This window comes from Flagellimonas marina, assembly GCF_042651185.1.
Lineage (GTDB): Bacteria > Bacteroidota > Bacteroidia > Flavobacteriales > Flavobacteriaceae > Flagellimonas > Flagellimonas marina.
Genome location: NZ_JBHSCL010000004.1, coordinates 1,369,345 through 1,394,274 on the forward strand (window position 1 = coordinate 1,369,345; position 24,930 = coordinate 1,394,274).

General features: G+C 41.0%; 21 protein-coding genes and 1 tRNA gene. 4 read left to right on the forward strand and 18 right to left on the reverse strand.

Annotated features, from left to right (window positions below; translation table 11 throughout):
• Positions 1-42: 42 nt before the first annotated feature.
• The 13 genes from ACFOWS_RS09750 to ACFOWS_RS09810 form a co-directional block, all read right to left on the reverse strand.
• Complete coding sequence (locus tag ACFOWS_RS09750; protein ID WP_379763974.1) at positions 43-1,389, reverse strand: M24 family metallopeptidase; 1,347 nt, start codon at positions 1,387-1,389, stop codon at positions 43-45.
• 32 nt (positions 1,390-1,421) lie between these two features.
• Positions 1,422-2,495, reverse strand: coding sequence for an AMP-binding protein (locus ACFOWS_RS09755; protein WP_379763977.1), 1,074 nt, complete (start codon positions 2,493-2,495; stop codon positions 1,422-1,424).
• Entirely contained in the window at positions 2,473-3,411 is a 939-nt protein-coding gene (locus ACFOWS_RS09760; RefSeq protein WP_379763980.1) for a CPBP family intramembrane glutamic endopeptidase, read from the reverse strand. The genes ACFOWS_RS09755 and ACFOWS_RS09760 overlap by 23 nt, the downstream gene beginning before the upstream one ends.
• The gene (locus ACFOWS_RS09765; RefSeq protein ID WP_379763983.1) at positions 3,402-4,454 is read right to left on the reverse strand and encodes an o-succinylbenzoate synthase; all 1,053 of its coding nucleotides are present in this window, start codon (positions 4,452-4,454) and stop codon (positions 3,402-3,404) included. Before ACFOWS_RS09765 ends, ACFOWS_RS09760 begins: the two co-directional genes overlap by 10 nt.
• Positions 4,455-4,504: 50 nt before the next feature.
• A complete protein-coding gene (locus ACFOWS_RS09770; protein ID WP_379763985.1) occupies positions 4,505-6,466 on the reverse strand; it encodes a sensor histidine kinase in 1,962 nt (653 codons plus the stop codon).
• Positions 6,467-6,997: 531 nt separating this feature from the next.
• Positions 6,998-7,753: a LytR/AlgR family response regulator transcription factor gene (locus tag ACFOWS_RS09775; protein WP_366588784.1), complete on the reverse strand. Its 756-nt coding sequence runs from the start codon at positions 7,751-7,753 to the stop codon at positions 6,998-7,000.
• A 33-nt stretch (positions 7,754-7,786) separates the two neighbouring features.
• On the reverse strand, positions 7,787-8,695 hold the full coding sequence (gene menA / locus ACFOWS_RS09780) for a 1,4-dihydroxy-2-naphthoate octaprenyltransferase (RefSeq protein ID WP_379763987.1): 909 nt from the start codon (positions 8,693-8,695) through the stop codon (positions 7,787-7,789).
• Positions 8,696-8,697: 2 nt separating this feature from the next.
• Positions 8,698-9,300, reverse strand: a complete 603-nt coding sequence (locus ACFOWS_RS09785) for an SPOR domain-containing protein (RefSeq protein WP_366588779.1) — start codon at positions 9,298-9,300, stop codon at positions 8,698-8,700.
• 164 nt (positions 9,301-9,464) lie between these two features.
• On the reverse strand, positions 9,465-10,295 hold the full coding sequence (locus ACFOWS_RS09790; RefSeq protein WP_379763991.1) for a CvfB family protein: 831 nt from the start codon (positions 10,293-10,295) through the stop codon (positions 9,465-9,467).
• A gap of 78 nt (positions 10,296-10,373) precedes the next feature.
• Positions 10,374-10,715, reverse strand: coding sequence for a DUF2853 family protein (locus tag ACFOWS_RS09795; protein WP_379763994.1), 342 nt, complete (start codon positions 10,713-10,715; stop codon positions 10,374-10,376).
• Positions 10,716-10,753: 38 nt separating this feature from the next.
• The gene (gene menD, locus ACFOWS_RS09800) at positions 10,754-12,490 is read right to left on the reverse strand and encodes a 2-succinyl-5-enolpyruvyl-6-hydroxy-3-cyclohexene-1-carboxylic-acid synthase (RefSeq protein WP_379763996.1); all 1,737 of its coding nucleotides are present in this window, start codon (positions 12,488-12,490) and stop codon (positions 10,754-10,756) included.
• Positions 12,491-12,544: 54 nt separating this feature from the next.
• Positions 12,545-13,606, reverse strand: a complete 1,062-nt coding sequence (locus ACFOWS_RS09805) for an isochorismate synthase (protein ID WP_379763998.1) — start codon at positions 13,604-13,606, stop codon at positions 12,545-12,547.
• On the reverse strand, positions 13,587-14,009 hold the full coding sequence (locus ACFOWS_RS09810) for a PaaI family thioesterase (protein ID WP_366588768.1): 423 nt from the start codon (positions 14,007-14,009) through the stop codon (positions 13,587-13,589). The genes ACFOWS_RS09805 and ACFOWS_RS09810 overlap by 20 nt, the downstream gene beginning before the upstream one ends.
• A 61-nt stretch (positions 14,010-14,070) precedes the next feature.
• Here ACFOWS_RS09810 and ACFOWS_RS09815 point away from each other — a divergent pair, with 61 nt between their 5' ends.
• Positions 14,071-14,715, forward strand: coding sequence for an alpha/beta hydrolase (locus tag ACFOWS_RS09815; RefSeq protein ID WP_379764001.1), 645 nt, complete (start codon positions 14,071-14,073; stop codon positions 14,713-14,715).
• Here ACFOWS_RS09815 and ACFOWS_RS09820 read toward each other — a convergent pair.
• The 3 genes from ACFOWS_RS09820 to ACFOWS_RS09830 form a co-directional block, all read right to left on the reverse strand.
• Entirely contained in the window at positions 14,712-15,641 is a 930-nt protein-coding gene (locus ACFOWS_RS09820; RefSeq protein WP_379764004.1) for a hypothetical protein, read from the reverse strand. The genes ACFOWS_RS09815 and ACFOWS_RS09820 overlap by 4 nt on opposite strands.
• Before the next feature lie 83 nt (positions 15,642-15,724).
• Complete coding sequence (locus ACFOWS_RS09825; RefSeq protein WP_379764006.1) at positions 15,725-16,981, reverse strand: NAD(P)/FAD-dependent oxidoreductase; 1,257 nt, start codon at positions 16,979-16,981, stop codon at positions 15,725-15,727.
• Between the two features lie 224 nt (positions 16,982-17,205).
• Complete coding sequence (locus ACFOWS_RS09830; RefSeq protein ID WP_379764008.1) at positions 17,206-18,132, reverse strand: dihydrodipicolinate synthase family protein; 927 nt, start codon at positions 18,130-18,132, stop codon at positions 17,206-17,208.
• Positions 18,133-18,242: 110 nt separating this feature from the next.
• Between ACFOWS_RS09830 and ACFOWS_RS09835 the strand changes: the two genes are divergently transcribed.
• Together ACFOWS_RS09835 and ACFOWS_RS09840 are read left to right on the forward strand one after the other, a co-directional pair.
• Positions 18,243-19,799, forward strand: coding sequence for a M28 family peptidase (locus ACFOWS_RS09835; protein WP_379764011.1), 1,557 nt, complete (start codon positions 18,243-18,245; stop codon positions 19,797-19,799).
• A 195-nt stretch (positions 19,800-19,994) separates the two neighbouring features.
• Entirely contained in the window at positions 19,995-21,374 is a 1,380-nt protein-coding gene (locus ACFOWS_RS09840) for a putative metal-binding motif-containing protein (protein ID WP_379764013.1), read from the forward strand.
• 348 nt (positions 21,375-21,722) lie between these two features.
• Here the strand turns inward: ACFOWS_RS09840 and ACFOWS_RS09845 are convergent.
• Positions 21,723-21,798, reverse strand: a tRNA-His gene (locus ACFOWS_RS09845).
• 349 nt (positions 21,799-22,147) lie between these two features.
• Here ACFOWS_RS09845 and ACFOWS_RS09850 point away from each other — a divergent pair.
• On the forward strand, positions 22,148-24,199 hold the full coding sequence (locus ACFOWS_RS09850; RefSeq protein ID WP_379764015.1) for a tetratricopeptide repeat-containing sensor histidine kinase: 2,052 nt from the start codon (positions 22,148-22,150) through the stop codon (positions 24,197-24,199).
• On the opposite strand, the gene bshB1 is transcribed toward ACFOWS_RS09850, so the two are convergent.
• On the reverse strand, positions 24,200-24,922 hold the full coding sequence (bshB1, locus tag ACFOWS_RS09855) for a bacillithiol biosynthesis deacetylase BshB1 (protein WP_379764017.1): 723 nt from the start codon (positions 24,920-24,922) through the stop codon (positions 24,200-24,202). It lies immediately after the preceding gene.
• Positions 24,923-24,930: the final 8 nt, after the last annotated feature.

Genomic DNA, 24,930 nt, shown 5'->3' on the forward strand with positions numbered 1-24,930 from the left:
AAAATCGACGTAAAAAATGTAATTGTGTTCTAGCGCGAGAATTTAGTACCCTTGCTGAGCTTTCACCCTAGGAATCAATAGAAGTTCTGTTTGTCTTCCATTGACGTATCGAAATCCTTCCTCTCCAAAAAAACCAGCTTCTTCCAACATAATTCGGATATCGCGATTCCACTCTGGAATGTTCACTGTGGCATTGAGTTCAATGGCGTAGACCGTATTGGGATTCAAGGGATAGTTTTCTCCATCATCCTTCATCACGCCGCCTTGGGAATCCCACATACCTATGGTGGTTCCTGCCGAATGGCCATACGTACCTAAGGGATGCGTATAAATAGCAGGTTGCAAGCCCGCTTCCCTGGCCTCTTGCAGCGATTTAGCCAAAATTTCATTTCCAACCCTTCCCTCTACCATATTTTTGGTTAAGAAATCCTGGACGCGGTTGCCATCATAGAGGGCATTTACCAAAAAAGAGGGAGCTTCGGTCTCTTCGGGTTTTAGCACATAGGCCAACTCTTGACAGTCTGTATTAAGACGGAGGTAGGTTATGCCAAAATCGCAATGTAGCAAATCTCCGGGCAGGATTACCATATCATCCGGTCTACCCGAAAAGGAATATAGATGGCTTACCAATTCTTCACTGGTTCGTTGTATGTCCACGGTGGGATGAAACCAAGTTTCAAGGCCCAAATCCGTAACTTTCTGACGCATCCACCACTCCACTTCAGTAGTCGTGGTAATACCGGGAGTAATCACTTTTTCGGAAAAGGCCTCGGCAATAATGTCATGGGTAATGTCCACCAACTGGTCAAAAATTACCATTTCCCGTTCAGTTCTTGTTTCTATCCATCGAACGGCCAATTGTTCCGCAGAGATAACTTTGGAATGGTATTTCTTAGGAAGGTTGACCATGAACTCGTCATAATCAGTTTTATCCAGACCATCCGCGATATTATGATCCTTGGAAAAATTAAGAGCAATTTTTTTGGGATTTCGCTCTTCAATAAGTTGCATTAATCGTTTCCATTGGTCAGGCTCTTTTTCTTTGTCCCAAGCAGAAATAATGCTCTTTCCAATATTGTAACGGGCCACGGCTAATTTTTCAATTGTATTTTTTTCTTTGTTCCGATAGAACAAAAGTATCGTCCTTCTTCTAGCATTCAGCCACGTAGCGGGAAGCATAGTACGTAGTACTGGGTCTTCATTGTACTCTCTTGAGATGAGAATCCACATGTCTATGTCCGTGTCATCCATAAGCTTGGGGAGCAAAACATTGAAGCGTTCTTCCAAAATTTCATCCACCACCTTTGCGCGTTCCACTTCGGGCAAGATTTGTTGGGCTTGGACATTGATAATTGAAATAAGAGCAAGAGAAAGTATAAGCTGTTTCATGAAGTTTGATTTACTCCGTCAAAATACAAAACTTACAGAATTTGTTCCATGATTTTTTTGCGATGTACCTTACCGCTTCCGGTTTCAACAAACGATTTTAAGGCATAAACTTCTTTTGGGATTTCATATTTATTCAAATCTGGCAACCTCTTTATTTTTTTGAGTAATTCCGGTGCATCAACCCGAGGTGCTTCAATAACCAGAATAAGCTTTTGCCCCAAAGCTTCATCGGGAGTTCCTGCAATAAAAAAACGGGATTGAATTACCGTGTTGAGCTTCTTCTCAATTTCTTCAGGAATCAATTTAACACCACCCGAATTTATTATGGAATCAAACCGCCCCAACCATTTAAATTGGTTGTCACCTACCAACTCCACCACATCATTGGTCACAATTTTGCCTTCTGAAATTTTAGGAGCATCAATGACCAAACACTCCCTTCCATCTACAGCAATATTTATGTTTGGTAAGGTTTCAAAATAAGGCTTCGGATCATTGTTTATTCTCTTAACCGCAATATGGGTTATGGTCTCCGTCATCCCATAAGTCTCAAAAACATTAGTGGATACCTCACTTAACTTTCTACGTAGATTTGAATCTACCGGAGCCCCTCCAATAATCAATGTTTGTACATCATCCAATTTATTTAAGGAGTTCTGCACTTGCAATGGCACCATGGCCACAAAATCGTAATTCGTATTGCTACTTGATAATGGGGTTGATGATGGTTCAACATAATCCAAATGTAAACCGAGGGTCATAGCTCTTACCAACATCATTTTTCCTGCAATTCCGGTACAGGGCAAACACAGAAGTGCAGATTGGCTTGGCCTTAGTTGAAAGTAGTCGCCTGTGGCCATCGCCGAATTGACCATATGCTCCTTTTTAAGTGCAATTCTTTTCGGCCTCCCCGTAGACCCAGAGGTTAAGACCTCTAAAGTAGGGAGGTCCGAAGTCCAATCCAAGATAAAATCACCAATGGGAACCTCAAAAGGTTCTCCCTCTTTGACCAAACTATACCCAATTTCTTTAAGGTCTTCCAGCTCATAGGAAACACCATTCAGTTTGAATTGTGGGTGAATGTTATGCCAAATTGGATTCTCCATCAGATACGGCCACGAATTGTTCTTTGGTCATTACTTTTCCAAATAATCGGTCTTTCCAGTTTTTCCAGCGATATTTTTTAGAGAAAAAGAGCAATAGCAAAGGAAAAATCACAAAAACGGGAATGAGGGCATCCCAGCCCAGTGATGGTTCCGAAATGTCCTTATAAATGGAATTGGTCTGAAAGGCTGTCCAATCTGCCGTGACCAGTAAGGCGGTAATCAAATTGTTAGCGGCATGAAAGCCTAGTGCCAGTTCCAAACCTTCATCCATAAGGGTTAAAATCCCCAAGAAAAAGCCTGTTCCAATGTAATAGATAAGAATTCCCAAGCCCAATTTCTCCACTTCCGGATTGGCAATGTGCATCAATCCGAACAATGTCGATGTCACTACCAAAGGTACCCAACGATTTTTGGCCAAAATGCCCAATCCCTGCATCATATGGCCCCTAAAGAGGTATTCTTCAAAGCTGGTCTGTAGCGGAATCAGCACAACAGCTATAATGGCCAAGGGAATGAATTTCATCAAATCAAAATTGAACACGTAATGCTCTGGGGAGAAATAAATATCAATCCCAACGAGGATTACGGTAATTAGGCTCCAAAGTCCAAAGGAAAAGAAGATGCGCCGCCAATCAATTTTCTTTCGTGAAGTGGTCAGCGATGTAATGGACTGTCTGTGGACAAGATACGCCCATCCCAGAACAACAAATAATCCTACTGCCAACGGTATCAGTAACATGATCAACACCAAATTGGACCCAAATTGTGCAATTATTTGTTCCATGGTATCTTCCACACTTACCGGTGAATTTACGGTTGCCACATAATTTGCAATCATAAATAAGATGAAGGCCGTTGGAATAATGAAATACTTCCACAAGCCGATTTCTCCTTTATATCCTTGTTCTATATACATAACTCTTCAATTAAATTTTCTTGCCAATTCTGTGCTTTTAGATACCGTAGTTCTCCATTGGAAACGTCCAATGGACTATCAAAATTATTAGTGTACAGACTTCCTGTCCCCAATCCTTGAGGCATGGTACTGTTCAACGTGTATGTCCACTGCGCAATAGCGTTGAGCCCAATATTGCTTTCCAAAGCGCTGGTTATCCACCATCCAATATTGTATTTTTCTGCAATCTGAATCCATTCTTCGCAACCGCCATATCCTCCCACCAAACTTGGCTTTAAGATAATATATTGTGGCTTTATGGTTTGTAGCAATCGTTCCTTTTCTGTTACAGAAAAAATACCAATAAGTTCTTCATCCAGGGCGATGGGCAAGGGTGTGTTTTGACAGAGCTCGGCCATTGCATCCCATTGTTTTGATTTGATTGGCTGCTCGATGGAATGCAATTCAAACGTGGATAATTGTTCTAGCTTTTTTAAAGCATCTGATGATGAAAATGCGCCATTGGCATCCACTCGAAGTTCAATTTCATTTGGTGTGAAGTTGGTTCGAATAGCTTTGAGAATAGAAAGTTCGGTCTCAAAGTCAATGGCCCCAATTTTCATTTTGATGCATTTAAAACCTTCCTTGAGTTTATGTTCCAGTTGGGAGAGCATAAATGCCTCATCTCCCATCCAAATCAATCCATTGATGGGAATTGGTGCTTCTTTTTGGGTAAAGTCCGAAGGAAATAATTCAAAAGGATTTTTGGAATTCAGAGATAAAAAGGCTTGTTCCACCCCAAATTGAATGGAAGGAAATTCCATCAATGCATTTCGTAAGGATTTTTGTTCCAAATGAATGTTTTCACAGACCCATTTCAGCTTTTCCTCATAATGGGGTACGTCATCAGCACTTAAACTTCTTAAAATGCCACACTCCCCAATTCCATGTCGGTTTCCATCGGTGAGTATCAAAAACCAGGTTTCTTTCCGGGTCAAAACACCACGCGACGTTCCACTGGGAATCTTAAAATCTAGGATATACTTTTTATAGGTAGCTTTCATCCAATGGTTTCAAATGTAACCATATTTAGGATGTTTCGAACAAAAAATGATTAGCTAAAGTTGAACCAAAACCGAACCCCCTCGGTTTGCTTTTCAATATTTAATTTGGACTGAAGCTGGTTCACCAATCGGTTCATGAGGCGGATTCCCATGGAAGAATGGGTGCGTTCTTCGGTGTCTTCCGGTAGGCCAACACCGTTATCGGTATATTCAAAATAGCCCTGATCGCCATTTTTACGCAGATGGATGTAGATTTTCCCATTTTCATCATTCTCTGGGAAGGCATATTTGAAGGAGTTGGAGACCAATTCGTTCAGTATCAATCCAAAAGGAATGGCGCGATCAATATCCAATTCGGTACCTTCAGCATCAATGGTAATGCTGATGTTGTGTCCTCCTTTTTTATAAACCGACTGCACGCTGTTGATGAGACTTTCAATATACCCCTGCATTTCAATCACGGACAAATCATCATTTTGATAGAGCTTTTGGTGAATCAAAGCCATGGCCTTCACCCTACTCTTTCCTTCTTCCAAAGCCTCGATAGCGGCCTTACTTCTCGTGTTTTTGGTTTGAAGGCTCAACAAACTGGACACCATTTGCAGGTTATTTTTTACCCTGTGGTGAATTTCTTTGAGCAGGGAATCCTTTTCTACCAAAGCATTCTCAATCATATGCTTTTGTTCGGCAATCAATCGTTGATTTTTGATACTTTTTAAATAGGCGTAGACCAACCCGGCAAAACCAAGTAAGGTGAATATCAAGGAAACAAAAACCAAATTCATACGCTCGTCTTTGGCCTTCATATCACTACGGGCCTGCTCATTGATACGTTTTTGCTCCTCGATTAATCGTTGGGAATTCTCCAAATCCTCATTGGCCACAATGGTCACCAATTGTTGTTTTATAATTGAAGATTGCTTCTGTGCCATGGAATCCTTGATACGCTCATTTCGCTTGTAGTACATTGCGGAGTTTTTGTAGTTCTCCACCCTGTCATAATAGGCAGCCAACAAGCTGTTTCGTTTTATGACCTGTAGAATTCCAATGTTGTCAAATTCAATATCCAGATTTCGTTTAGCGGCCAAAAATCGGTCAAGTTGCAAGTTGGCATCTGCCAAATAGAGGGTATTTTCTACCATCTCGCTCTTATGACTGTTTTTGGATGAGGTATCCAAAACCTCAATACTGCTCTCCAAAAGTGGAATGGCTTCTTCGTATTCCCCCAACATTACGTGGCACTTTCCAATATTTCCTTCTATTTCGGCCTTTAACAAATCGCTTTCAAAAAGCTCATCTTCACTTTTTTGAACGGAGATATCGTTGATATAAACATCCAAATAGGCTTTTGCCTTCTTTAATTCGCTCAAAGCTGTTGGGGCAGAATTATCCAAGCGCAAAAAGTTCCCCACTTTACTATGGTACTCTGCCAATTTGAAGGTTTCATTGTCGGCAATGGTAGGCTTTACCTCCATGATGTACTGGTTCCGGGCCACTCTGTACAATCCAAGGTTGCTATAGATATCATAGAAAGAGACATTATCGGTGATGCCCATTTCCTTTTTTTGCTTTCGGATTTCTATTTGCTTATCAAAAAGTTGAAGATTGGCATAGTTGTCGTCCAACACATCCAATACCGCTGTTTGTGATTCTACATCCAAAGAATCTTTAAAGGCATACAGCTCTTTTGCCAAAGTTGTGCTCTTATCGTATTCCCCCAGGTCATTGTAAATCTGCGCCTGCATTATCTGGTAGAGACGAAGCGCGGTGGTGTCCTCCGTTTTTTGGGCGTTGGCCAAATAGATTTTGATTGTATCCAACCAATCATAGGCTGAATTTTGATTGTAACGGTCAATGGAATTGAAGAATACATTGAAGCGTTCCCTGGGCGCGTCGGTGTCCTGAAATTCCTTAAGCACGCTCTGCTCACCATCCAACAAGGATTGCGCCGAACCGCTATAAAGAAAAACAAAGCAAAATGCAGTGAATAAAAATCTTACGTAACGTCCCATGAATTTACTATATATAGTACTTCAGGAAATTCCTGAACCTCTATACTATTGTTTGTGCCCTTTATTTCTATTCCCCGTAAGATGATTTCTGCGCTGGACGAATTAAACGATTCCACCTTTGGAATCAACGTATGGGGTATATAAAGAACGTTAGTTTGGCGTCAAAATTAAATGCAAAGGTACAGACTTGTTCAGTATTGTTGTGAAACTGCCGATTTCTGTTGTGAAACGTATTTAGGGGTATGTCAAACCACCTTTTGTCGATGTTTTGTGCATTTCATGGATTTTGCACACCTTATAAAATCAAAAAAGGCCTTGCTATTAAACAAGACCCTTTTACGAGAACACTATATGAAAATGAAAAAATTACTTTCTGAATTATTTACACTGCTAAAGTAGACCAGGCCTACAACAGTGGAAAAACATTGTTGTGAACCCTTAAAAAGTTGTGGTCAGTTCATCAGAAAAGTTTGTAGCATAAAAAAAGCGCCTTAAAAAAGACGCTTTTATTATTCGTATGTGCTTTCTATATCAACTGTTCATCGATGAAAGGATAAACTCCTTGAAATCCTTTGAAATTGGAATCAAGTTGTTGTTGATCATGATATCTTTTGAATTGATGGCATCAATATGATCTACATTTACAATATAAGATTTATGTGCTCTATAAAACTTGTTCTTTGGCAATTTCTCCAAATAATCCTTTAAAGGTGAGCGTACCAAAAACTTTTTATCCGCCGTGTTGACTTCCAAATAGACGTTATCTGCCTTTATGAACTGGATATCCGTAAACTGAATCCTGTAATAAAGGTGCTGTTTTTTAACGAAGATGGAGTCCTTCAATACGGAGTTGGAGGTGAAGCTTTCCCCTTCCTCTCCTTCTTCATCCCTAATTTCTCCCTTCTTGTTGTAGTTGAAATTGGAAAGTGCAATTTCTATGGAAGTATATAGGTCTTGTTGCTCAAAAGGTTTTACCAAATAACCATCAGGTTTTACCGTTTTTGCATTTTCAACTGTTGCCCTATCCGAGTTGGAGGTCACAAAAATGAAAGGAATGTTGTAGGATTCCCTAATATGCTTTCCTAAATCGATTCCAGTTTTGTCGGAAGCCAAGATGATATCGATCAGGACCAAATCCACATGATTGTTTTTCAATACCTCCACGGCCTGCTCATAGACGATTACATTGTCCACAATCTCATAGCCGATTTCTTCCAGCATGGACTGCATGTCATCAGCAATGATGACGTTGTCCTCTACAATTAAAATTCTAATCGGATGTTCCAAGTTCCTTAAAGTTTATTTGGTTGTATACCAAAATTACAAAAAATTATTGATAGCAATATAGAACAATATTGCGAGCGCAAAGGTGCTGAGTGCCAATTTTTTAAGTTCTCCATCAAGTTTACCCGGCTCTTGGGTTTTCAATACAGTTCCCAAATGAATCAAAATGGGTAAAAAAGCGAGCATGAAATAGGCGTTGAAGAGAGGTATGCTTTCTATCCAGATATAAGCGATAAAACAGAGTAAAGCTAAAGATAGCAAAGCAAAATGATAAAACTTTCCGTTTGCAAATCCCATTTTGACCACCAAGGTGTTCTTTCCAGATTTTTTGTCTGAAAACACATCCCTTAGATTGTTCAGATTGAGTACCCCTACGCATAACAACCCAATGGATACAGCCGGAAGCAATGAAGCCCAATCCAAGGATTTGGTGTATAAAAACATACTGCCCAAAACCCCCAAAAGCCCGAAGAACAGAAAAACGAACACATCACCAAGCCCTAAATACCCATACGCATTTGAACCAATGGTATATTTAAGGGCGGCCCATATGCTCAGGGCACCTAGAAGAAAAAAGAGCAGGACGTAAATCCAGTTTTCGGTGCCGAATGCCAAATAAATGAGTGCCAACGCCAATACCATGGAAATTAAACTCGAAATAATAATTCCTCTTTTTAACACAGGTCGGGACAATAAGCCACTTTGGAGTGCTCTCGGTGGGCCAATCCTGTCCTCATTGTCAGTGCCCTTTACTCCGTCACCGTAGTCATTGGCAAAGTTGGAGGTTACCTGAAAACCAATGGTGGTCAAAAGCGCCAAAACAAAAATGCCCAACTCAAAGAAACCTTGTTTTCTGGCCAAGGCGGTACCCACTATAATTCCAGATAGTGAAAGAGGAAGGGTCCGTAGTCTAGCAGCCTGTATCCAGACCTTACTGTTTCCCAAGATTAGTAGGGGTCTTCTATTTGAATTCGTTTTCCGTCTTGGTAGGAGGCTACAAAAGCATCCTTAAAGCCCATCTGTACCAATTGTTTTCTAAACGATTGTGCCTCATCCAAGGTTTCAAAATTTCCCAACGAATAGGCATAGAATGGATTGGTTTTTACGAAAAGGGTGTTCGTCAGTGCCTCGGAGGCCAATGTAACATTGTTGTCCACAAAGGATTTCACCTGCACGGAATATATTTTTTCTTTATCCAAGAACGCCTTGGCCAAATAGAACTCCCGTACCAGGCTAAGCTCTTCATTTTGGGCCTTTAGATTATCAATACGGGTTTTAACGGCATCCAAACTGTCTATGGAGACCAAAAGATGGTTATTCTGATTTTCGAATGAATTCTTACTGCTAAGCCCTGCCGTAAACGAAGTAATGGCCAGGACACCGATGACAAACAAACCGGTAATACCCAATAAAACATTGCGTTGCAGCCTTATTTTTCGGAGGTCTTTATTCTTATATTTTATTTGGTCCAGAAGTCGCTCGTTGATAATCTGGGCCTTATCTATGTCCTTGTGAAGGTCCAACAAGTCACTTTCTTCTATAAAAGGCATATGTCAAGTGGTTATAAATTTTTACAGCTCGCTAAAAGCATAGCTGTCAATAAGTTAAATTGAGATTATACAAATGTAAAATTTTTGCGTAAAGAAAAAAACTTAGAGGTATCAAAATAGTCCTGCAATCTCAACTATTTAATGAATGCTAATTTTTCCTCCGGCTAAATTAACGAAATGCCATCTTCCTGAATAGTGATCTTACGCTGTCTGTACAATATACCAACCCCTTTTTTAAAAGCCTTTTTGCTTAAATGGAGCTCTTTTTGAATTTCGTCCGGTGATGATTTATCGTGCAATGGCAAAAAACCGTTGTTCTGTTGTAATTTATCATAAATTATCTTTGCCGTGGGCTCCAACATTTTCGCTCCAATAGGCTGAAGTGAGATGTCAATTTTATTATCATCCCTTACATTTTTAACAAAGCCCTTCATTCGGCTTCCCACAGCAACTGGTCTAAATAGGTCACTGTCAAAAATGAGCCCTTTGTGCTTGTCATCCACAATAACCTCCCAACCCAAAGGCGTTTTTCGAGCTGCCATGATATCCACTTCATCATTGACCTCATATTGGACATTTTCGTTGGATAAGAATTTGTTTATTCTGCTAGAGCCCACCAACCGGAAGGTCTCCTCATCCAAATAACAATGTACAATATATTTGTTTCCTTCCTCCATGCGCTGGGCTTGCTCCCGAAATGGCACCAAAAGATGTTTTTCCAAACCCCATTCCATAAAGGCCCCAAAATCAGCTACTTCCGCAACTTTGAGAAACGCAAAACCATTACGTACAATGTGCGGTTTCAAGGTGGTGGCGATAGGCCGTTCATTATTATCAAGGTAGCAGAACACCTCCATTTCGGCATCAATCTGAAAATCCTCCGGAACATACTTGTTGGGTAGCAACACTTCCGTGCCCTCTTCATCTCCTAAAAAAAGACCAACACTTGTGCTTCTAAGTACTCTTAAGGTGTTATAATCTCCCAGTTTTATCATAATGCAAAGGTAGACTGAAAATACGGGTATAAAAAAAGCCATCCAAAAAGGACAGCTCTATTTTCATGTATGAGTCTATTAATTATAAACAGATTCCTTCCCAAAATACTTGGTCAACATGTAATAGATCACAGCACGGTACTTGTTTTTATCGGAGCGCCCATACCCATCAATAATACTATGTATTGCCTCCATTAATGCTGGATTGTCCGCAAGGCCCAATTTTTTTATCAAAAAATTGTTTTTTACGGTTTCCAGTTCTTTTTCATCGGAACCTGAAACGCGCGATGCATCCAGGTTGTATATGGCAGGACCCAACCCAACGGCAACTCTGGTAAGCAAGTCCATGTCCGGTGCCTGCCCAAATTTGCTTTTGATGTCCTCAGCGTACTTTGTGATCAACTCGTCTCTTTTGCTCATGATTGATTAGTGTTGTTTTTATGATTTATACCTTGGTTCTAAGATATAAAATCGAAGTACCCAAGCAAAATTTTATTGTTCACCAAGCGTGGTGTACGAATTTCTAATATTTTGGGCCTAAGCGAAGTAGTGTAAAAACCATCCAAGCCTTGAATTAGTTCTTCCTTGTTTTCTGCGATGCAATACTCAAACCCGTACATCTGTGCCAAATGTTCCGCGGTATAGGAATGTTGGGTCTCAAAAAAGGTGGAAAACTCGTCCGTATCCTCCTTTCCTGGGAGAATCCTAAAAATACCTCCCCCAGAATTATTGATGAGAATTATTCTAAAATCAGGTCGAATGTTGGCATTCCACAAACCATTGCTATCATAAAAGAAACTGAGGTCACCCGTAATCAACAGGGTAGGTTCTTCTGCATGGATTGAAGCACCGACCGCTGTGGACGTACTGCCATCGATACCACTGGTACCTCGGTTACAGAACACTTTCAAAGAAGCATCCATGGGGAACAATTGGGCATAGCGCACGGTGGAACTGTTGGCCAAATGCACCTGATACCCTTTGGGTATGTGTTGCATTACTTTATCAAAAACGGTAAAATCTGAAAACGGAATTTCATCTAAATAAGCTTCCCTCCTAGCTTCATACTGTTTCTTGACCGCTTGCCATTTGGTTTTGTAAGCGCTCTTTTGTGTTTCCGAAGGTAAAATAGCCTTGAAAAAATCACTTGGATTGACTTTTACGTGTTTGGAAAGGCAAAAGAACGTATCATACGCTTTTTTAGGGTCGATGTGCCAATGCTCTTTGGGTTGATATTTCCGAAGAAATGCCTTTATTTTCTTAGAAACGATCAGTCCACCAAAGGTTATCAATAGTTCTGGTTGAAGGGCCTTGAAGAGTTCTTCTCTATTTTCCGACTTTTCAATGGGCGCAATGATGCTGTCAATACTTGGGAAGAATTCCGGATGATGCAAGTTGGAAGTGGTTTCCGTAAACACCAAGGTATTTCCATCTTGGGCCAAGGACTGTAAAATTTCATTCTGCAAAGCGTTGGGCTGGTTGACCCCGACCAAAATCATTTTTCGGCCACTGGTCTTCCAAATTGATGCGTAATCAGACCAATCCTCCTGATTGGAATTGCCTGGGACATCCAATTTCTTTTCAGTAATTTGAAACATGGGGGCATCCAATACACCGTACAACGGCTCTTCAAATGGAATGTTGATGTGCACCGGAGTGCTTTTCCATCGTGCAATCTGTAAAGCATTTACCAGCTGTCTTTCGTTGTATTCTTGAATCTCTTCCTGAGTTTCGGTCAGAAGTGTTTTACCCCACTTAGCAACTGTTTCCGTAGCATGGGACACATCTTGCTTCAGATTGGCCGAATAGCCAATATGTCTTTCCAGCACATTTTCCTGTCGGATGGTCTGTCCATCCCCAATGTCTATTCGGTAACTGGGTCTATCCGCAGAGACCACAATGAGGGGAATATCACTATAAAAAGCTTCAGCGACGGCCGGATAATAATTTAAAAGCGCACTCCCCGAAGTACAAACCACTGCGACCGGCTCTTGTAATTGCTGGGCCATCCCCAGGGCAAAAAAAGCAGCACATCGCTCATCAACAATGCTGTAGCACTTAAAAAAAGGATTCTTGGTAAAACCAATGGTTAAGGGAGCGTTCCGTGAACCCGGAGAAATCACTATATGCTTAACTCCTCTAGACTTAAAATACAGCACCAATGTCTGTGCCGAGGGAATATCTGAATACATCATGGATTACAAAAATACACCTGAAAAGCGTATTCCCCTAAATTCCGAAGGATCAAATTATAGGATGTTGAGCATGGTCCTGCTTTTGTTTTGGGTCTCAATCCATTCACTTTCGGGTTGCGAAGCCGAAGTGATTCCGCCGCCGACAAAAATGGCAGCGGTTTTTCCCTGTAGTTCCATGCATCTTAGGTTCACAAAAAGTGCGGTCTCCCCTACTTTGCTCAAATTCAGTTCTCCTAAAAAACCGGTGTAAAAACTTCGCTCATAGTTTTCATTTTCCAGGATGAAGGACTTCGCGGCTTGAGTTGGAATCCCACAGACGGCTGGGGTGGGATGCAAAGCAGTAATGACTTTTTTTATCGCATTTCCGCTGGATAGCACCCCAGTTACTTCAGATCGCAAGTGCCAAAGGTTTCCAGCCCGCACCGATTCTGTTTGACCAATATGCAGTTCTTCCATGGCAGGTCCAAGGCGTTCTTGAATATAGTCCGAAACCATACGCTGCTCTTCAATTTCCTTTAGCCCCCACATGGGTTTTTTATCTCCCTGAAATGGCAAAGTGGCCGCCAAGGACATGGTTCTTAATTGCTTATCCTTGATTTCCACCAAAGTTTCAGGAGTGGCTCCGCACCATGTGCCAACTTTGGGATGATGAAAGAGATAGCAAAAAGCATTTGTGTAATGATTCAGGAGGCTTTGAAATATTTTGACCGGAGAAGTTGCGAACTCCACTTCCATTTTTCTGGACAGCACGACTTTTTTGAGATGGCCTTTTTCAATTTCAGAAATGCCCTTTCTCACCAAATTGATATGGGTTTCTTTTCCGCTTTCTGAAATTTCAATCATATTCTTTCCAACTTGGGATTCAGTTTTGAAGGTTCCCGTCAAAAGTTCATCCGGTTGAATTAATATGGCATTGTCTTTCAAATCGAATGGTGCAAAAACAAAACCTTCATCTTCAAAATCGATGGTTTTATGCAGCACATCATTTCCTTGAAAAACAGCAGTGACCTTTTCCTGTTTTGGTTTTCGGTATACCGCAAACGGCAAGCCTTTACCAAGCCACGCATCAATCTTAGCAAGAATGGTCGTAAATTCCTTATTTTCTGGGTAAGGCAATGGTGGTGAGTTTACAGTTGGAAATCAGTTTGCCCTCTTCGTCCGTTATTTTTATCTCCCAAAGCTGTGTAGTTCGGCCTTTGTGCAAAATGGAAGCCTTAGCGTAAACAAAGCCTTCTTTAATGGATTTTACATGGTTTGCGGAAATTTCGATGCCTCTCACAAAAAACTCCTTTGCATCTAAAAATATATAAGAAGCTGCACTGCCCACACTTTCGGCCAATGCCACAGAAGCTCCTCCGTGCAGCACACCATCTGGTTGGTGGACCTTGGGAGTGACGGGCATTCGGGCCAACAAAAAATTCTCCCCTACATCAATATAGGTAATGTCCAAGGTTTCCATCATTGTCCCTTTACAAATTTCGTTGCAAACGGATAGAATCTTTTCTTTGTGCGCTTCCATCGTTCTATTTTTTGTAAAATTACACAAAGCTAAAGCAATCGAACAACCTAGAAACGACTTTATGGGCCCAAGCGAAAAGACCGTAACCTACTCCTCCCAAAATACCTATCTAACCCTAAATCCTATTACCCAGAAAACCAAGAATGTATGGTTGGTATTCCATGGTATTGGATATTTGAGCCGCTATTTTGCAACTTATTTTGAAAGTTTAGATCCTCATGAGAACCATATCATTGTGCCCCAGGCTCCTTCCAAATACTATTTAAAAAATGAGTATAAATATGTTGGTGCAAGCTGGCTGACCAAAGAAAATACAGCAATGGAAATTGATAACGTGCTCAACTACGTGGATGCGGTCGTGGATTCAGAAAAAATTCCTGCGGATTTGAACTTGATTCTTTTTGGTTTTTCACAGGGAGTTTCCATTGCGATGCGCTGGGTGGTACATAGGAAGATTGAGCCCAAGGCTTTGCTTCTTTATGCCGGGGGAATTCCCAATGAACTAAAAAAGAAAGATTTTGAATTCCTCGACCTGAATACCACAACTGTAAAAATCGTCTATGGAGATTCGGATGAATTCTTGACGGCTGACCGTTTAAAGTCAGAAAAAGTCAAGATTGACACCCTGTTCAACGGCAAAGCCGAAATCATCACTTTTAAGGGCGGGCATGAGGTAAAACCCGAAATCATTCAAGGATTGCTCTAGCCTTGGTTGGGCTCGGCTTTGTCGACTTCCTTTGGATAGTATTTGATTACACGCGTTGTGTAGGTGTTTCCCGGAGTAACTATTTTTTTGACCCAGTTCTTTTCTCCGTGGCTATCAAACTGAAAAATATAATTTTCTACAGATTCTGTGTTCACCGTTTTAGTGACCACTTTGTCCAATACACCATTTACATAGTGATAGAATAGTTTCCTTTGGGATACAAACTCCTTTTCTTCAAAGTCATATTGAAAAAATTCGCTTGTCACCAGATTATCTGCAGCATTGAAAACTTCTTCTGTTGCCACGTTGGGCTCGCCATCAATATACTCCTTGGTCAGCACCACTTGTTGCGTTCCTTTGGCACTTTTGCGTTCTGAGTTTCTAATGGTCTTTTCTAAAATTCCATTTGTGAAAATACTGGTGGTGAGCTCATTTTTATACGGTGTATACTCAAAAGTGGTCTCATCCACTCCCTCGGAATTTGATGTGATTATCTTGGTCAACCTGCCCTCATCGTCATACAAATACTCCTGCTGCTCCAAAAATTCTTTGTCGTAAGAAATAATTTTCTCCAAAACTCTTCTTTGCGGAACCGTATCAATTTCATAAAAATTGGCCATAGAGGTAGCGGCATCCAGCACATTGTTCTTATAGCTCTCCATGCGCCGTTCCACGAGCTCACCGTTATTATATTTGTAATAGGTTATGTCTTGGTCGGTATCATTATATTGGGTCACTGTCTTGGTCAGGATTCCTTCTTTATTGAATTCAAAGGATTCCCGTCCGTAATCAGTAATTACCAAACACGATTTTACATTTCCACTCAGGTCAAAATCTTCGACCTTAAAAATCTGAATCTCTTGGGAACGTACTCCTGAGGCAAGGAAAAAACTAATAAAGAAAAGGGCAGTGTAGTTTTTTATCATATTGTAAAATTAATCCGATTTAGCGCAACTAAAAAATTTACTGCATACACTATGCCGAATTTAACTTAAAGAAAACAAGGCAATTAAAACTTTCGGTCCGGATCGAACGGAGATAAATCCATTGAGGTTGACTTTCCGGAAATCAACTCCGTGATCATTTTACCAGTCGCTGGGCCCAGACTCCATCCCATCATGGCGTGACCCGTTGCAATCGTCAGGTTTTTGAATCCTTTGGGGCGACCTATGTATGGTAATCCATCGGGAGATACCGGACGTAATCCACACTGGGCGTTATCCTTATCTTCTTCTGAAATCTTTAAACCTTTGTAATAACGCTCAGCGCCTTTGGCAATAGCTTCTACCCTTTCTTTGCGAATGATGTCGTTAATTCCTGAAAACTCCATGGTGCCCGCAAAACGGGTAAAGCCCTGCATGGGAGTAACTGCCATTTTAGCTTCCATTAAGATGGCTGGCATTGTAATGTTGGTGGGCGTTTCCACATTGATGCGATATCCTTTTCCTGCCTGTAACGGAAGGTCAATATCTATCTTTTTTGAAAGGTTTGAAGTCCACGAACCTGCAGCGAAAACTACTTCGTCCGCCTTGTATGTCTTTTTATTGGTTATGACTTCGGTTACAAAGCTCCTTTCCATGCTTATATCCAATACCTCTTCTTGTGTATAAATGCCCACCCCCGAACTGGACAGATATGCTACCAGATTCTTCATGATTTGTGGAGGTGTGGTATGCCGGTCACATTCGTAAAGAATGGCACCCATGGCGTTGAGCTCAATATTGGGCTCTATTTTCTTTAGGCCTTCTGCATCTAAATGACGGGCTTCCAACCCCATTTCTTGGGCTTTTTCCATCACGGCAAGTTCATGATCTCTTGCTTTTTCAGTCTGATAAACCATCAACAAGCCCTTTTCATCCAAATGAAAATCCCCCAAATCGCCAGAGGCCTTCATATCCTCATACAGTCTTCTGCTCAACAAATTGATATCTTTAATTATAGGCATAGCTCGCTCCACTTTGGCTTTTGTGGATGATTTTTTGAAGTACCAGGCCCATTTCATGAAATCGGGATCCAATCTGGGTTTCATGTAAAACGGACTTGATGAATTGAACATGTACCGGATTCCCTTAGAAATCATTCCCGGTGATGCCAAGGGAACAATATGGCTTGGTGTTAAGTAACCCGCATTCACAAAAGATGCCCCTGAGGAGATATCTGACTTGTCCAAAACGGTTACTTTATGACCATCTTTCTGTAAAAAATAGGCTGTTGAAAGTCCAACAATCCCACCACCAACAACGATCACGTTTTTGTTCTTACCCATATTCCCGTACTTGAAATCCCCGAATAAAGAAATTAATTGCTTCCCTTTTTCTCGCGGAAAGTGTTCAATTTTTCAGCAAATTTAGAATCTAAATGATTTCTACAAACAGAAGTGCCCTCTTATTTTTAACGATAAGATGAAAAATTGATGCTTTACTAATTTTTGAGTGGCCTTGGCATGCTTCGGGCCAAAAAAGTAGAATCTGTTTTCCGAGGAGAACCAGGTTACACGCCCACTTTAGAATTGACCAAATTGAGGATGCTATGTCTTGTGCGCATACCTTCCTCTATAATGGCCAATACCCGTTCTCTTTCTTTGCCCTGTAAGGGCAATCTTGGTAACCTGACAATTTCTGTACCAAGGCCAGTGGCAACTTCGGCCAATTTTATATTCTGTACCAGTTGCGGGCTTATATCCAATTCCAACAAGGGCATAAACCATCTGTATATAGTAATGGCTTCCTTTATTTTTCCAGCCTTGACCAATTCATAAATGGCCACTGTTTCCCTTGGGAAAGCACATACCAGACCGGCCACCCATCCATCGGCACCCATAACCATACTCTCAAGGGCCAATGTATCCACCCCGCAAAGAATCTTTACTCGATTACCGAATCTGTTTCGCATACGGGTAACATTGGTAATGTCCCGTGCGGAATCTTTCACAGCTTGAATGTTATCATGTACCAACAGCTCCTCGAGCATATCCAAGGTAACCTCAATTTTGTAATCTACCGGGTTGTTATAAATCATCATGGGCAATGAAGTGTTCTGGGCCACTGCCCTAAAATAGGCCACGGTTTCATAGTCTGTTGATTTGTATCGCATGGGCGGTAGTATCATAATGGCCTTGGCACCATATTTTTCTGCTTGTTCTGCAGCAAGAATAGCTCCTTTTGTGGTCTGCTCTGCTATGTTGATCACTACCGGCACTTTACCCGCGACCAAATCCACAGTGTGCTCAATAAGTGTTTGCTTTTCTTGTTGGGTAAGCGTACTTGCTTCTCCTAAGGTTCCTCCCAATATTAGGGCATGGACACCTGCCTCTAACTGGGCGTTAATGTTTTTTGAGAACATGCTCAAATCCAATTGGTCACCGTCAGTAAATTTTGTTGTTACTGCCGGCATTACTCCTGCCCAATTCATTTTCATTGTTGATAGGTTTTTAATAAGTGCGTAATATACACATATAAATGAAAGGTTAATCTCATCTTTATTGATCTTTTGAGTATTTTTGTTGGATTTAGATAAAATATTTTATTATGAACAAGTTCATTCTGTTTGCCATGGGTTTTATACTGGCCTGCAACTCTTCACAAAAAACCGTTGCAGAAGCTCCCAAAACCCTAGAACAAGCAGATCCTGTCATCTACGCAAAAACCATTACTCAAGACGAATTAAAAGAACATCTATATGTTTATGCTTCGGATGAATTTGAAGGTAGGGAAACTGGTGAACCCGGTCAAAAAAAGGCAGTGGAATATCTTAAAAATGAATATGAATCCCTGGGTATTCCAGCTGCAAAAGCTGATGGTGATTATTTCCAAGAAGTTCCATTGCAAGTGGCCAAGGTTCCTAAAGGTAACATCAGTATTAACAACAGTACTTTTGACCTTGGCGATGATGTCTTGGCATTTACTGTAGCCGAAGGGAGCTACAGTCAAATAGTATATGTAGGCTATGGCATAGAAGACGGTGATTATTCAGACTATGGGGGGCTTGATGTTGCTGGAAAGATTGTGTTCATAAAATCTGGGGAGCCCATACATAAAAATGGTAATTATCTCCTTTCTGGAACAACTGAAAAATCGGAATGGAGCAATATGTCAGAAGCCATGCAGAAAAAAGCTACGTTGGCTTTGGAAAAAGGCGCGAAGGGCATCCTGTATTTTGACCCAGTGAACTATCCGCGCTATAAAGGGTATTTTGAGTTTATGAAGACCAACAACAGCGGTAAGATGGAATTGGCTGAAGATAGCAACGATGGATTTCTTGTCTTGGTCAATGAAACATCAGCCAAAGCTCTTAAAAAAGATGTTGAAAATGACGCTAAGCCGCAAACCATTTCAGTTGACCTAAAGCTGAACATTTCCAGCGGAAGCGATAAAATAAGTTCAGAGAATGTGGTCGCCTTTTTAAGGGGTACTGAAAAACCTAATGAGTATTTGGTTATTTCTTCCCATTTGGACCATATTGGTGTCAACGCCAATGGTGAAATAAACAATGGGGCCGATGACGATGGATCAGGTACAGTGGCCATGCTTGAAATTGCAGAGGCATTTAAGAAAGCTGCAGATGCCGGGGATGGGCCAAAACGTTCCATTGTATTCCTTCATGTAACCGGAGAGGAAAAAGGTCTTCTTGGCTCTAGATATTATACGGACATAGACCCCATTTTCCCGTTATCCCAAACTGTGGCAGACCTTAATATTGATATGATCGGCCGCATTGATCCCAAACGAACGGGAGACCGAAACTACGTATACCTTATTGGTTCAGATAAGTTGAGTACGGACCTTCACAATCTTTCAGAGGAAATCAACGAAAAATACACAAACGTTGAGCTGGATTATACGTATAATGATGAAAATGACCCCAATAGATTCTACTACCGCAGCGATCATTATAATTTTGCAAAGAACAATATTCCCATAATTTTCTATTTTAACGGCACCCATGCGGACTATCACCGTCCCGGCGACACCCCGGATAAAATAAACTATGACCTTTTGGAAAACCGCACCCGTCTTATTTTCCACACGGCATGGGAAGTGGCCAATAGACCCAACAAGGTTTTGGTGGATAAGTTGGCAAAATAACAGCATATTTTTTTATAAAAACAGCTCTTGGGAACCAGAACTTTTTTTGGCAGGAAATTCCTTTCCTATTACTGGGTGAATTGTCCCATATGGGTCACCTATCAACCCAAACATCTCATTCATCAAATAGGGCAAAATTACGCGGAATCACCCCTCTACTTTTGAAGTGTATTAACCTCTTTAAAAGTAAATCTGATGAGAAAGAACAATTTTTTTGGACTATTGGCCATGATTATGGGCTTTGGTTTTTTGGCAATGGTCTCCTGCAGTAAAGACGATGAGTGCGTGAACAGAACTTATTATCTTGACAAGGATTATGACAATTTTGGTGCTGGAGCAGGAACAACGGCCTGTAAGCCCCCAACCTCCACCTCAGGACAGTATGTCCTAAAAAGTGGTGATACCAATGACGAAGATCCCAATGTCAACCCTGAATGCGCATTGGTGTTCTATATTGATGATGACGGTGATGGTTTTCCATCTCCAGAGCCTTTCTATTTTTGTGAAAATCCTGATGACACGAAGTATACCGAAGTAGGTGAAAACTTTGATTGTAATGATAATGATTCCAGTATCAATCCAGACGTGTTTATTACCTACTACCCAGATACTGACAACGATGGATATGGCGACCCCAATGGGCAAACAGTTGTGGTTCAGGGATGCGAATCTGCCCCCGCAGACCATGTAGCCAACAGCGATGATTGTGATGATACTGATGCCAACCGAAATCCCGAGGCGGCGCAAATCACCTATTATAATGATGGCGATGACGACGGTTACGGAAACGAAGACGAATTTGATGTACGGGATGCTTGTGACCCGGCACCAGGATTCAACTATGCCTTACAGGCGGGCGATTGCAATGATAACGACCCCAGCATCAACCCTGCTGCCGAAGAAAATCCCAATGATGGCATAGACAGTAACTGCGACGGGGAAGCAGAAGCCATTATTTGGACTGGACCGGACATGCAATTTAGTAAACCTGAAGGTGCCGACTGGACCGATTCTGATTATAGAGATGTTTTAACCCAAACCATCGCTATAACAAGGCACGAAAGTGGCAATGTTACCAATCTGGCTTGGTGGCTTGACGAAATAGGAGCAATCCCACAAGATAACGATCTGGAATGGGAATACTATGGAAGACAAAAAGAAGTTTCTCCAGTGGCCAACGTAGGTGACGCGGAGCCAAGTGCTGGGCCAAGTGGTATGCGCTGGGCCATTCTCGAACAGGGCGCGGACACACCTGCCTGGGATAATTTTGATTGGTATGGTGAATTGGGAGACCCAACACACTACTACAGTTTCAATAACATTCTTACCATTTGCGAACTCTTGAACTCTGACGAGTCCCCTATAACTATTATTGACGATTTTGGTCTGGACAACACCAATGAAATTCCTGGGGAAGCTTCAGATTATTCAAGTAGACAACATAAACATCTAGAGAATATTAAGTTAGGAGTGTGGTTGATGGAAGAAAACATCTACTTTACGCTTACTTTTACAAATTTACCCTATGCGTCTAACAATGCCATGACCTACACCCGCTCAACCCCTAACAATTAAAATCAGAACCAACCTAATCTGTTAGCCCTGAACTTTTGTTCGGGGCTTTTTTTATCTAGAAAACCTACGTAAACAAAAATCCATAACGTAAATATTTGAGATTTCTTTATGTGTGGACGATTTACCGAAAGACAGACAGAATTTTGAAAAGCTCCACATGATGTCACTTCGAGTGATTTTCGAAGAAAATTGCCTGCCTGCCGCTAGGCAGGTATCGAGAAGTCATTAGACAATGGGTATCATCCAAAAATTTCGGAATTCCCACGGTAAAAGCTTCCCACCCTCATTTCCAACCAAAAACAAAAATCCCGACCAAAAAACTTGATCGGGAATCTTATCTAAATTTTCGGGTGGAAGACCGGGTTCGAACCGGCGACCTCTGGAACCACAATCCAGCGCTCTAACCAACTGAGCTACAACCACCATTTTAAAAACCTTCTTAAAAACAGCTTTTGCTGAATTTTGTTCAGGCGGGTGCAAAAATACTTCTTTGTATTGATTCATCCAAAAGATTTTACCACTTCCCTAAATATGGAGGCAATTTTTTTTGGCCCACAGTATTTTATGATTTTATCAGGGTATCAACAAATGAAGCTCACCATTGGCATTTCGTATAAAACATCGATGAAATGCAACTTTTGTCAGATAAAACACACATTTATTCGCATTTCACAACATTTAATTCCTAATAGACCACTGCAAAACTATTTTTACCATCGTATATTTAGAGCAGTATGCCTCAACAAAAAACATGTTCTTTACCCCTTAGAATTTTGCTGGGAAAGTTAGCCTTTTTCCTTTGCATACTCTCTATTACTACCCCTTTAAAGGCACAACTTACCAAAAAGGACAGTCTTACATACAGATTAAAGCGTTTGGAATCCACTAAGCGGTTCAATCCAAAGGACACGACCCATATCAATTTATTGATTGATTTGGCTAAGTCCTACCAATATATAGACAATGATAGCCTAAGATCAATTTCTGAAAGGGTTTTACACCATAGTGAGAAAATTGACTACACAAAAGGCAAGGTAGAAGCATTGAGCGCGCTTGGCAATTATTATTACAACTCGGGCGAGCGTAAAAAGTCGATGCCAAAATTTGAAAAAGCCCTTGAATTGGCCAAACAAATAGATGATAGAAGGTTGGAACTGAACATCATCAATACCATGGCTCAAAACTACAGTTTTGAAGGCAATTACGCCGAGGCCCTTAATCTAAATTTAAAAGGAATAGATATTGCCAGACAGACCGATTGCAATAAAATGCTTTCCATTCTCAACGAGAACATTGCTGGTCTGTATGCAGAACAAAAAGATTTTAAAAATGCCCTGATCTTTTATGATACGGTGCAAAAAATCAATCGTAGAATAGGAGACGAAATCATCGATGCCGAAACCCAGAGTAACTTGGCTGCTTTGTATAAAGATGCAAAAAACTTCAAGTATGCCATGTTCAATATCAACCAGAGCATCAACACGTTTGAAAAAAACAAAATATATGATTGGTTGGCCTATGCCTTTGAGGTAAAGGGCGATATTTATCTTGAACAAGAGAAGTATCAGTGGGCCCTATACTGGTACGACCAAAGTAACATGCTCTTTAAGAATCAAATTGAGGATGACCGAATCCGCATTCAACTGCTGAATGGTATGGCAAAGGTTTATTTGGGTCTGGAGCAAGACAGTTTATCCATGGTTCATGCCAAAGAAGGATTGGAGCTATCTAAAAAAATAAAATCCCTACAAGGGCAAATAGACTGTTCAGAAACACTCTATAAACTCCATAAAAGAAATGAGGAACACGTTGCGGCCCTAGCCTACCTGGAAACTTTTAAAAAGCTTTCAGATTCATTGTTTAAGGACAATAACAAGCAAAGCTTGTCCTTATTGGAAACTAAGCTACATTATGAGCAGGAAAAGCAAGAACTAATTGAGTCCAACAAAATTGCTTTGGCGAAGCAACGGAACTACATCTATTTTTCCATCATTATTTTGTTCATTCTAAGTATCATCATTCTTGTTGTACGCCACAGTGCAAAAACACAGAAAAAGCTGAACAAAGAGCTTCAAGAAAAGTCACAGGCCGTAAGTGAACGAGAAGCACAGCTGAACGAAATCAACAAGACCAAAACCAAACTTTTCTCCATTATTGGCCACGACCTAAGGGGCCCCATTGGTGGCCTACAAGGGTTATTGAAGTTGTTTACCGATGGAGAAATCAGTAAAAACGAATTCATCAGCTTTATCCCCAAGTTAAAGGCGGATGTGGAAAACATTGCATTTACATTGAATAATTTGTTGACTTGGGGACAAAACCAACTCAATGGAGTGGTAACAAAGCCTAAAAGGATTTCACTGAATAAAATTGTGGAAAACAATATTCAACTCTTAACAGAACTCGCCTACAGCAAGTCCATAAAGATGATTAATCAGTTGCCCGAAAATCCACAAATTTGGGCCGATCAAAATCAAATTGATATTGTGGTTCGGAACCTTTTGAGCAATGCAATAAAGTTTACACCAGACAACGGATTGATCACTATTGAGGCCAAAGAAAAAGAGGGTATGTGGCAAATCTCGGTACGCGATACAGGAATAGGGATGAACAAGGAAATCCAGAAAAAAATCTTCGAGGATTCCACAAACATCACTACCTATGGTACCAACAATGAGAAAGGAACCGGTCTAGGGCTTTCGTTGTGCAAAGAAATGGTACTCAAGAACAATGGAGAAATTTGGGTGGAAAGTGTTCCTAGAAAGGGTACCTCATTCTTCTTCACACTCCCAAAGGCTGAAAACAAGTACCAAAAGGCCAGTTGATCAAATCAGGTCATCTAAACTATTCACTGCAACGTAGCGTTCCACAGTGTAGCCTTCTGCATGTTCCACACCAACCAGTCTTCCTAAATCACGAGAACGGTAAATTACGCTATCTGTAAAGTTTTTACTACTGATGGGCGTTTCCGGTTCGTTACTTTTTGGATCATAAAATTGTGATTCATAAGCTAAAATGGCTTCCCTCTTTTTTTCGATAAAACCAGATACATCCACTACAAAATCAGGTTCCAAATTTTTCCATTGGATAAAGTGATATAACCGTTTTGGCCGCCAAGGTTCCTGCTCCTGATCAGTGCCATTGAGTTGAGTACTAATTTTAACCAATCCGCTTAAAAAACAAGCGTCACTTACCAGCTGACTACCTTTTCCATGGTCAATATGTCTATCTTCAACAGCATTGCAGATGACGACCTCTGGTCGATACTTTCTGACCATTTTAATGATTTCCATCTGGTGCCATTTGTCGTTGATGAAAAAACCATCAGCAAATTCCATGTTCTCCCGAATCTCAACCCCCAGAATTTTAGCTGCCTTGGCAGCTTCTTTGTCCCTAATTTCTGCAGACCCACGAGTACCGAGTTCACCACGGGTCAAATCGATTATTCCCACTTTCTTTCCACGAGAAACTTCTTTGGCTATGGTAGCTCCTGCGCCAAGTTCGGCGTCATCTGGATGCGCTCCAAATACTAAAATGTCTAATTTCATAGGTTCTT

What these genes read in the sequence shown, in the direction of transcription:
- ACFOWS_RS09750 (WP_379763974.1), bottom strand. Translation starts at nt 1,389, where the DNA reads ATGAAACAGCTTATACTTTCTCTTGCTCTTATTTCAATTATCAATGTC.
- ACFOWS_RS09755 (WP_379763977.1), bottom strand. Translation starts at nt 2,495, where the DNA reads ATGGAGAATCCAATTTGGCATAACATTCACCCACAATTCAAACTGAAT.
- ACFOWS_RS09760 (WP_379763980.1), bottom strand. Translation starts at nt 3,411, where the DNA reads ATGTATATAGAACAAGGATATAAAGGAGAAATCGGCTTGTGGAAGTAT.
- ACFOWS_RS09765 (WP_379763983.1), bottom strand. Translation starts at nt 4,454, where the DNA reads ATGAAAGCTACCTATAAAAAGTATATCCTAGATTTTAAGATTCCCAGT.
- ACFOWS_RS09770 (WP_379763985.1), bottom strand. Translation starts at nt 6,466, where the DNA reads ATGGGACGTTACGTAAGATTTTTATTCACTGCATTTTGCTTTGTTTTT.
- ACFOWS_RS09785 (WP_366588779.1), bottom strand. Translation starts at nt 9,300, where the DNA reads ATGCCTTTTATAGAAGAAAGTGACTTGTTGGACCTTCACAAGGACATA.
- ACFOWS_RS09790 (WP_379763991.1), bottom strand. Translation starts at nt 10,295, where the DNA reads ATGATAAAACTGGGAGATTATAACACCTTAAGAGTACTTAGAAGCACA.
- ACFOWS_RS09795 (WP_379763994.1), bottom strand. Translation starts at nt 10,715, where the DNA reads ATGAGCAAAAGAGACGAGTTGATCACAAAGTACGCTGAGGACATCAAA.
- menD (WP_379763996.1), bottom strand. Translation starts at nt 12,490, where the DNA reads ATGATGTATTCAGATATTCCCTCGGCACAGACATTGGTGCTGTATTTT.
- ACFOWS_RS09810 (WP_366588768.1), bottom strand. Translation starts at nt 14,009, where the DNA reads ATGGAAGCGCACAAAGAAAAGATTCTATCCGTTTGCAACGAAATTTGT.
- ACFOWS_RS09815 (WP_379764001.1), top strand. Translation starts at nt 14,071, where the DNA reads ATGGGCCCAAGCGAAAAGACCGTAACCTACTCCTCCCAAAATACCTAT.
- ACFOWS_RS09820 (WP_379764004.1), bottom strand. Translation starts at nt 15,641, where the DNA reads ATGATAAAAAACTACACTGCCCTTTTCTTTATTAGTTTTTTCCTTGCC.
- ACFOWS_RS09825 (WP_379764006.1), bottom strand. Translation starts at nt 16,981, where the DNA reads ATGGGTAAGAACAAAAACGTGATCGTTGTTGGTGGTGGGATTGTTGGA.
- ACFOWS_RS09830 (WP_379764008.1), bottom strand. Translation starts at nt 18,132, where the DNA reads ATGAAAATGAATTGGGCAGGAGTAATGCCGGCAGTAACAACAAAATTT.
- ACFOWS_RS09835 (WP_379764011.1), top strand. Translation starts at nt 18,243, where the DNA reads ATGAACAAGTTCATTCTGTTTGCCATGGGTTTTATACTGGCCTGCAAC.
- ACFOWS_RS09840 (WP_379764013.1), top strand. Translation starts at nt 19,995, where the DNA reads ATGAGAAAGAACAATTTTTTTGGACTATTGGCCATGATTATGGGCTTT.
- bshB1 (WP_379764017.1), bottom strand. Translation starts at nt 24,922, where the DNA reads ATGAAATTAGACATTTTAGTATTTGGAGCGCATCCAGATGACGCCGAA.